Annotated in this window: 6 protein-coding genes and 1 pseudogene; all 7 read right to left on the reverse strand. The window is 55.8% G+C overall.

All coding sequences use genetic code 11. The features are described from left to right. Positions 1 to 446: pseudogene (locus A1355_RS23155) on the reverse strand (diguanylate cyclase); the annotation flags it as partial. 193 nt (positions 447 to 639) lie between these two features. Further along, positions 640 to 3,198 (reverse strand): bifunctional aconitate hydratase 2/2-methylisocitrate dehydratase, encoded by a 2,559-nt coding sequence (gene acnB / locus A1355_RS23160; protein ID WP_064031646.1) that lies wholly within the window; start codon positions 3,196 to 3,198, stop codon positions 640 to 642. Positions 3,199 to 3,218: 20 nt separating this feature from the next. Continuing rightward, entirely contained in the window at positions 3,219 to 3,845 is a 627-nt protein-coding gene (locus A1355_RS23165; protein WP_064031647.1) for a Uma2 family endonuclease, read from the reverse strand. A gap of 22 nt (positions 3,846 to 3,867) precedes the next feature. After that, positions 3,868 to 4,878 (reverse strand): isocitrate/isopropylmalate dehydrogenase family protein, encoded by a 1,011-nt coding sequence (locus A1355_RS23170; protein ID WP_064031648.1) that lies wholly within the window; start codon positions 4,876 to 4,878, stop codon positions 3,868 to 3,870. A 77-nt stretch (positions 4,879 to 4,955) separates the two neighbouring features. Further along, positions 4,956 to 6,248: an EAL domain-containing protein gene (locus A1355_RS23175; protein WP_064031649.1), complete on the reverse strand. Its 1,293-nt coding sequence runs from the start codon at positions 6,246 to 6,248 to the stop codon at positions 4,956 to 4,958. Positions 6,249 to 6,992: 744 nt separating this feature from the next. Further along, positions 6,993 to 8,003, reverse strand: coding sequence for a M48 family metallopeptidase (locus A1355_RS23180; RefSeq protein ID WP_082885731.1), 1,011 nt, complete (start codon positions 8,001 to 8,003; stop codon positions 6,993 to 6,995). Then, positions 8,000 to 9,034, reverse strand: a complete 1,035-nt coding sequence (locus A1355_RS23185; RefSeq protein ID WP_064031650.1) for a YjgN family protein — start codon at positions 9,032 to 9,034, stop codon at positions 8,000 to 8,002. The genes A1355_RS23180 and A1355_RS23185 overlap by 4 nt, the downstream gene beginning before the upstream one ends. Positions 9,035 to 9,213 lie beyond the last annotated feature (179 nt).

Genomic DNA, 9,213 nt, shown 5'->3' on the forward strand with positions numbered 1-9,213 from the left:
AGAATTTTGCCGCGGCGGATTAGCGGGATGATCACAACCGAAGCCGGCTGTTTCTCGACGCCTGGAAAGAAGCGGCTCCAGCGCTCATCGCGATGGATACCCACCAATGGCTGGCCGGCCGTACCGAAACTTTGTAGAAATACCCCGTCTTGCTCCAACAGCACCAAATCGGGCCGCTCGCGAAACGCATAGTGATCTGCCTCGAGACAACTGGCAATTTCGCCTTGGGCGTCGATCAAGGACAAGCAAACCGCATCGAGATTAAAAAACAAGCGGGTCTCGTCTATGATGAATTCAATCATCTCCGCCAGGGTGTTCAGCGCCAACAAACGCATTTCGAAAGCCTGCAGGCGCTTCAGAGTCAGACTGTTATGTTGAACGCGATTCAGCATGCCATCCAAATGGCTCTCCAGAACCGACAATTCAGCTGTTATATCTTCTTCCAATCTTGCCCCCACCGCGCGCGACGACCCAGCCGATAATCCTAGCAGGGTTTGTCGAAAATGCGCGGGCCTGACACACGAGGCTTCATCCGGCCGCCTCGGGCTCAACCCGACGTGTTTGAGGCCGGTTACCCGCTCGGTTTCGCGGCGAACAACCGGCGCGATGAGGCGTAACCCCGCCGCTTAGAAAATGCCATTAGGCGACTTGATCCGCCTTCGTTTGATAGCTGTCGATTTGATTGAAGTTCAGATACCGATAAGTATCGGCGCTGCTTTGGTCGATCAACGCCGCATATTGCATGTATTCCTCCGGCGTCGGGATTTTCCCCAATAAAGAACACACCGCCGCCAATTCCGCCGAAGACAAATAGACATTGGCGCCATTCCCCAAACGATTGGGGAAATTACGCGTCGAAGTTGAAACGACAGTCGAGCCTTCCGCCACCCTCGCCTGGTTGCCCATGCATAACGAGCAACCCGGCATTTCAGTACGCGCGCCGACTTTACCGAAAGTGCCGTAATAGCCCTCCTCCACTAACTGGTTTTGATCCATCTTAGTCGGCGGCGCCACCCACAAGCGCGTGGGCAAGGCCCCGGCTTTTTCCAGCAATTTACCGGCAGCGCGGAAATGACCGATGTTGGTCATGCAGGAGCCAATGAAGACTTCATCGATTTTGGTCCCAGCCACTTCCGACAAGGGCTTGATGTCGTCCGGATCGTTCGGGCACGCCAATAGCGGCTCGGTGATTTCGTTCAAATCGATTTCGATAATTTCCGCGTATTCGGCGTCCTTGTCCGCTTCCATCAATACCGGATTCGCCAACCAATCCTGCATGGCTTTAATCCGGCGTTGGATAGTCCGTACATCGCCGTAACCTTCGGCAATCATCCATTTCAGCAAGGTGATATTGGAATTCAGATACTCACGAATCGGCGCTTCATTGAGTTTGATGGTGCAACCGCCGGCAGAACGTTCGGCTGACGCATCCGAAAGCTCGAATGCTTGCTCGACTTTCAAATCCGGCAAGCCTTCGATTTCCAGAATTCGGCCGGAAAATACGTTTTTCTTGCCCTGTTTGGCCACGGTCAAGGAGCCGCTTTTCAGAGCCGCGTAGGGAATCGCGTTGACCAAATCCCGCAAGGTAATGCCAGGTTGCATTTGGCCTTTGAAGCGCACTAATACCGATTCCGGCATATCCAGAGGCATCACGCCGGTCGCAGCCGCAAATGCGACTAAACCGGAACCCGCGGGAAACGAGATACCAATCGGGAATCGAGTGTGCGAATCACCGCCCGTGCCGACGGTATCGGGCAACAGCATACGGTTCAGCCAGGAGTGAATCACGCCATCGCCTGGACGCAGCGATACCCCTCCACGAGTCATGATAAAGTCCGGCAAGGTATGCTGCATTTGCACATCGACCGGCTTTGGATAAGCGGCGGTGTGGCAGAAGGACTGCATCACCAAGTCCGCTGAAAAACCTAGACACGCCAAGTCTTTCAGTTCGTCGCGCGTCATTGGCCCAGTGGTATCTTGCGAACCGACGGTGGTCATTTTTGGTTCGCAGTAACTACCCGGTCTGACACCGGCCACGCCGCAAGCCTTACCCACTATTTTTTGCGCCAGCGTGTAGCCTTTGCCGGTGTCCGCAGCTTCTCCTAAGCGGCGGAACACGGTTGAAGCCGGCAAGCCCAAGGCTAGTCGGGCCTTATCGGTCAAACCGCGACCGATGATTAACGGAATACGACCGCCGGCACGGACTTCGTCGAAAATCACTTCAGTTTTTAACGCAAATTCGCAGATGATTTCTTCGCTGCCGTGACGTTTAACCACACCTCCATAAGGAAAAATATCGATCACATCGCCCATAGCCATGCCGGTCACGTCGCATTCGATAGGCAAGGCGCCTGAATCTTCCATGGTATTGAAAAAAATCGGCGCAATCTTGCCGCCAATACAGACGCCGCCGCCGCGTTTATTGGGGATAAACGGAATGTCGTCGCCCATGAACCACAACACCGAGTTAGTGGCGGATTTGCGCGACGATCCGGTGCCAACCACGTCGCCGACGTAGGCTACCGGAAAGCCCTTGGCTTTTAGCTCGGTAATTTGCTGTTCGGCGTTGGTGATGCCATCGCGCGGCATTTTCAGCATGGCTTTGGCGTGCAAGGGAATATCCGGCCGCGACCAGGCGTCCGGCGCCGGCGACAGATCGTCGGTATTGGTTTCGCCGGTGACTTTGAACACGGTGACGGTCAGTTTTTCCGGCACTTCCGGTTTAGCAGTAAACCATTCGGCATCGGCCCAGGATTGCAGCACTTGCTTGGCGTAAGCGTTGCCGGCTTCGGCTTTTTCTTGCACATCGTGGAAGGCATCGAAGATCAGCAGGATTTGCGACAAGGCTTTCGCGGCAATCGGTGCCAACGTCACATGATCGAGCAGTTCGATCAACGGCGCGACGTTGTAGCCGCCGAGCATGGTGCCCAGCAATTCGGTGGCTTTTTCGGGCGTCAACAACGGCGAAGTCGCCCCGCCCTTAGCGACGGCAGTCAGGAAACCGGCTTTGACATAAGCGGCTTCGTCGACGCCGGCGGGAATGCGGTTGGCCAGCAAATCCAGCAAAAACGCTTCTTCGCCGACCGGCGGCTGCTTCAATAATTCGACCAAGGCCGCGACTTGCTCGGCATCCAAGGGTTTGGGAACGATGCCCTCAGCGGCACGTTCGGCTACGTGTTTTCGGTATTGTTCTAGCATGATGATTTCCGGTAAAAAAATTAGGCTTGGGATGCGTTGGCGTTGGCATTTTCTTGAGCCAGCGTTTGCTCGGCGATGAAGGTCCGCATGTCGTCGTTGTCGACTCGGGCATAGATTTCGGCGACGCCGAGGTTCAAGCCAATCGATTCGAAAGGCATGTCGTCGCCGAGAAAATAGTGATTGGAGACCCAACCTTCGCTACGCCGACAAACTTCGACATCGACGATGTCTTGCTCGATCAGCACGTATTCCTGCAAAGTCGGAATGGTTTGATATAGGCGGCGTTTGATGGTTTCGTCGCGGCGGCGGGTGGATTTGGATAACACCTCGACGACCAATACCGGAGTCTCGGCGTAATAGTCGTGGGTCGAGGTATCCTCGCAAACCACCATCGCATCGGGGTAGAACAAATACTGGCCGATCTTGACTTTGACATCGGAGCTAAACGGCTCGCAGGGTTGGTCCTGCAAATGGTTGCCGAAGTTACGTGACAAGTTCATCTTAATCCTATCGTGATTCTTGCTGACGCACGACATTGCCACGACTTCCCCGTCGTCATACTCATGCTTGGTGTCGCTGAGCAATTCCGCCGCAAGATAGTCCTCAACGGACATCCACGGTTTATCAAATTCAGATTGCGCGCTCATATCCGCCTCCGTCGCCGATTAATCACTCCATCGCATCGACAATGGCCTGCCCCATTTCCTTGGTGCCGTATTTGCTGCCCGGGTTCAAATCCGGGGTTACATAGACGCCGCCGTTCACGACCTTTTCAATGGCGTTTTGCATGCGGATCGCTGCATCATGTTCCCCCAAGTGATTCAGCATCATCACGCCGCCCATCATCACGGCAGTCGGGTTGGCGATATTTTTGCCGGCGATGTCCGGCGCGCTACCATGCACGGCTTCGAACAGGGCTGCGTCCTCGCCGATATTGGCGCCGGGAATGAGCCCCAAACCACCCACCAAACCGGCGGTTAAATCGGACAGGATGTCGCCGAACATGTTGGTGGTCACCACCACATCGAACTGTTCGGGTTTCATGACCATGTGCATGCAGGCCGCATCGACGATTTTTTCGTCGAATTCTATATTGGGATACTTGGCCGCCACTTCGCGAGCGGTTTTCAAGAATAAGCCTTGGGTGAATTTCAAAATATTGGCCTTGTGACAAACCGTGACCTTCTTGCGATGGTTGTCGATCGCGTATTTGAAGGCATATTCGACAATGCGCTCGGACCCCGCTTTGGTCACGACGGCCAAGCTTTCGGCAATATCCTTGGCCGGTGTCAGATAATGCTCCAGGCCCACGTACAAGCCTTCGGTATTTTCCCGCACGATGACGATATCGACATCGTCGTAGCGGGTTTTAACGCCATGCCAGCTTTTGGCCGGTCGCACGTTGGCGTAAAGATCGTATTGCTTGCGCAATTCGACGTTAATGCTGCGAAAGCCCTCGCCGACCATCGTCGTCAACGGACCTTTGAACGCCACCCTGGTTTGCGCTATGGATTCCATCGTTGCGTCGGGCAGGGGCGTACCGGTACGTTCGTAGGCCGACATGCCGGCATCGGCCTCGTGCCAATGGATTTTCGCGCCGGCGGCGTTAATCACCGCGATGGCCGCTTCCATGATCGAGGGACCGATACCATCGCCTTTGATCAACGTGACGTTATGCATTCAAACTCTCCTGACTCAATATTTAAGGGATAAACAATCATACACAGTTTCGATTAACGACGCGAAACCGTCGAGACTCAAAGTGCCGCGGCCGATTCGATAACCATGGCATCGTCGATCGGTGCAGCTTCCAGGGTTTCGTGATCGAGATCGTAACAAAGAATTCGCGGCGATCCGCCGAACGGATAGGCCACCGACAAGGTCACGCACAAGCGTCCGGTTGCCACCGACAAATAGGGCCGGGTCAAATGCACATCCTCGGAACCTTGCAAGGCTCGTAAAAGATACGGTCGGCGTAGCCAACTCGCCCGATTTCCGGCCGCCAACGGTGCGAACCGGCCTGAGGCGGTCCCGTAGCGGTGATCGGCAAGCACGCTACCGCCGATCTGCACGCCGTCGCTGCCCAATAAATAACAGCGATCGGCGCCCGGTAGCGCCAACAATTGGCGAATGCAATCAAGACTCTCGAGATCTTCGGCACCGGTTTGTAGAGCCTGTTTAGCCACCAGCATCGCTTGAATATGATGCGGATAACGCGAACGACCGCTCCGCTTGGCAATATCGAGCGCGTACTGGCCGAATAATTCAGCAACCACCGGGCGCACTTCTTCGGCGTCTTGCATCCCCATGCGCGGGGTGCCGAAATAATAGCCTTGTACCAAATCGATATTCGCATGCATCGCAATCATCGCTTCCTCATGCGTTTCGACGCCTTCGATCAACACCAGACTTCCGGCTTCGTGCAGCGTGGCGACGATGTTGGGCAGCATGCGCCGCGCGACCGGGTTATTTACTGCGTGGCGGACGATCGACTGGTCCAACTTAACGATATGTGGTTTTATGCGCCAGATCCGCTGAAAATTGGAATGTCCCGCGCCGAAATCGTCAATCGCAATCAAACAGCCCAACTCGCGGTAAAAATCGACCGACCGATTCAATTGCCGCTCTTCCAACAACGGACTTTCCATGATTTCGATCACGACCCGCTCGGGCCGAATGTCCATCAGATCCAGCAACTCCGCGAAGAAAAAGCCGAAACGCCAGCCGTGTACGATAACTTCGGGCGCGATATTCAGAAACAACCAGTTGCCGCGAGAATCCGCCAGCTTAAAATTCTGCAAATGCAGGGCTCTACATAAACGGTCCAGATAAACCAAATCCTGCAAGGACTTCGCACTCTCGAACAGTCGCGGAGGCGCCACCGCACTTCCGTCGGGCGCCCTGCCCCGGATTAACGCCTCGTAACCTACCGCGCGCTGGTGCGGCAAACTGACAATCGCCTGAAAAGCACTACTTAACTCGACATTCTGGTGATGACCGAGCGCATGATCGCCTTCCAGGCGGATTTTGCTTAGGATCTGGTCGAGCATTGCATGTTTGGCATAATCCGTGGTTTATCATATCAATTTCAAACATCGGGCAGTCAGCACAGACCGGGCAACAAACCCGCTGAAACCCAAGGCCGATCTTAGCGTCCCGCAGATCGGAAAGCAAAACTCGCACCAATTGCAGCCTAAGGGGCCTTTAGCCGAGGCGACGACTGAGGGTACTGTGCGCCTATAGATTGGAAACCGCGGTCCTGGCAGACTCCGAGGGGGCTACGACGGCCCGCGGCATACGCGCCGGTGGCACAAACTGGCCGGGCTTCGGCCGGCTTGTAACCATCGCGCGACTACCGGAGCCGAGACGGCCAAATCATGGCCGATCTCGGCGTCGCCCGACCTTTGAAAATAGTGTCTTCATGTTTCGGCGTACTATGCCGACATCGTTGGTGAACCGATCGCTAGCCGATACTGGCAGAATGCCGCTCTCTAAAGCGAGCGGCCGCACCAAGCTAATCGAGATCGCGCTGCATTTTGGTGCATGGGCTTGATCGAGTGGTTAGTCGACCTACAAACAACCGATCACGAGACGACACCGTATGAATTCCGATTGAGACACCGTGCTTCAGCACCGATGCACAAAGTCCGGATAGAACGCCTTCGACGTCAAACGAACGACGATTTCGCTGAACACGAGCCACGACATGCTTTTACCAGACTAAACACTAACCGGGCGCTTGCCTTTGCAAATCAAGCGAGCACGTGCTAGCGGCTTTAACCCAATTCGCTTCGCTAGCGCCGCTCTCGCAAAAAAGCGATGCGCTCGGCGCTACCGGGATGCGTGGACAAATAACCGCCAAATTCACCCATTCGATCGCCAAGCTTTAGGTTGTACCGTTCTCGCCAGTAAACGTCCAATTTGTCTAGCATATCGGCCAACAAGGTCGGCGATTGGTGATGGCTAATCAGCAAATCGGCGGCATAGCGGTCGGCGGAACGCTCGAAATCGCGCGAATAGCCGGTCTCCAGCAATACCGCGGGAGCCGCCGCCAATAGACTACTGACGTCGCCTAGATAGGCCGCCAGCGCCAAGCCAACGACAGTGGCTTGCAACATCTGCCGCAAGGCGTGCTTCTCGCGAACATGGCCGAATTCGTGCGCCAGCACCGCCACGATCTCGTCGTCGTTGGCTGTAAGGTCGACCAAATCGTCCAGCACCAACACCGTACCGCCGGGCAGTGCAAAGGCATTGGCGCCAAGCTGGCGGCTGGCGCGAAACATCAGCCGGACCTCGGCATGTGGCGCCAAACCAAATGCCTTGGCCTCAATGTCGGCGCGGCGCGATTCCGGCACGCCGCTGGGCTGCAACCAATGTTGGTCGAGGCTGGCGAACAACTGATGGTCCATTTCCGTCAACATCTCGGCCGGCAGCCTTTCCGCGACTGCCCCGGCCGCATAAGGCAAGCCCCAACGATAGCCGGCAATCGCCAATCCCAGTAATAACAATACGCCGATTATCGCCGCGACGATATGACTTTCCAAGATTGATAACCAACCGCCGGCCCGCTCCGGCAGCAAGTCGGCGAAACCGACCGAATCCGCCACTTCGCAGCGGGCTCCGTCGGCGAATAGAATCAAACGCGGCGAACGGCCGAGCGGTGCCGGTATCGTTAGCGCGCTGAGCAGCTCGTCGCGATTTACAGTTTCGCCTCGCAATTGCAAGCGGCCGGCTTCGACGCTGAGAACGACCCGATGGGCTATCGCCTGCCGGCCGTCGAAATAAATGCCGGCGACCGATTTCACAACGCGATATCGAAATCGAAAATATCGGCGATTTCCTCGCCAGCCGCGCCCGCCTGGCTTTGCAGACCGGCGACAAAATCGGCAAGGCTTCCGCCCGGCAACAAAGCCGTACTTTCCAGGCGATAACGAGCCAGGCGGATATCGGCAAACGGTTTGAAAAGCCCCAGCGACAAGCCGATCAGTAACACATTGCTGATCATGATCCACAACAAGTCGCGCGCTCTGGCCCGCGCGGTGAAGCGGTGCGCGCCGAGCCGGGTATGTCCCCACATCAGATTTTGCATTCGCGCCGATACAAAGGGATAGACAATCACCACTAGGCCAAAATACGTCAACACTGCCGCCGCGCCGCCAATCACGCCAGCCTGATTCTGGCCTTCCAGCGGAAACGCACCGGACGACAGAACCAGCGTCATGGCCGCGGCCGCGCCGGCAAACATCAGTACCGCCAGCAAGAACACCCAGAAATAGATTTTGTAAAACGCCCCGACAGTGGCTTCGAACTTGAAGTGCGCGGAGCCGAAACTGCTGTGATCGCGGGTGTAAACCGTCATGCGCTGTTGCGCCCACGGCCAGAGCAAGCCCAGCGTGGCGCCGCCTAAAAAAGGTGCTCCCAACAGATACCAATAGGCGGGGCCCGTCTGGCCGTGAAAACCGAACCGCAAACCCCTATAGCTGGTGTTATGCAAGCGAAACCGCAAGGACCGTACCAGCAACCACGGCAGCACCGCTAAAATCGCCAGAAAAATCACGGCCGCGATGGTCGGGTCGAAACGGCTGAAAAAAGAATAGGAACCAAACAGCAGCACCGCGATTACTCGACCCTTCAATATCGACTTCGGGTCGCCGTGATAATCGAAGCCGCTGTCGGCGAGTAAGGTATGCCGGTAAAAATACTGGTTGCGCCTGACCTTGGCCCACGGCGAATAAATACCCAAGGTCACGATACTGAGCAACAGATTGACGATCCAGATTCGAAAATATTCGCTCCCGTTTCCGGTGAAACGCAGCGATAAAGGTTGTGCCGACATACGCTCCAGCTCCTTTTACAATGGTATGTGGCCTACAAGCGTAGCCGAAAACCCAAGTCTAGCTGGCAAAATTAGCGGCGAACTCAGTCAGCGGGCACCTGCCGCAGTTAGTAACGGGTCGGGTAGCCGGGGATAACTTTTGCATTGCACCTATCCCTGTCGGTAAGGCGAGACCGGCG

It is taken from the genome of Methylomonas koyamae, from assembly GCF_001644025.1.
GTDB classification, from domain to species: Bacteria; Pseudomonadota; Gammaproteobacteria; order Methylococcales; family Methylomonadaceae; genus Methylomonas; species Methylomonas koyamae_A.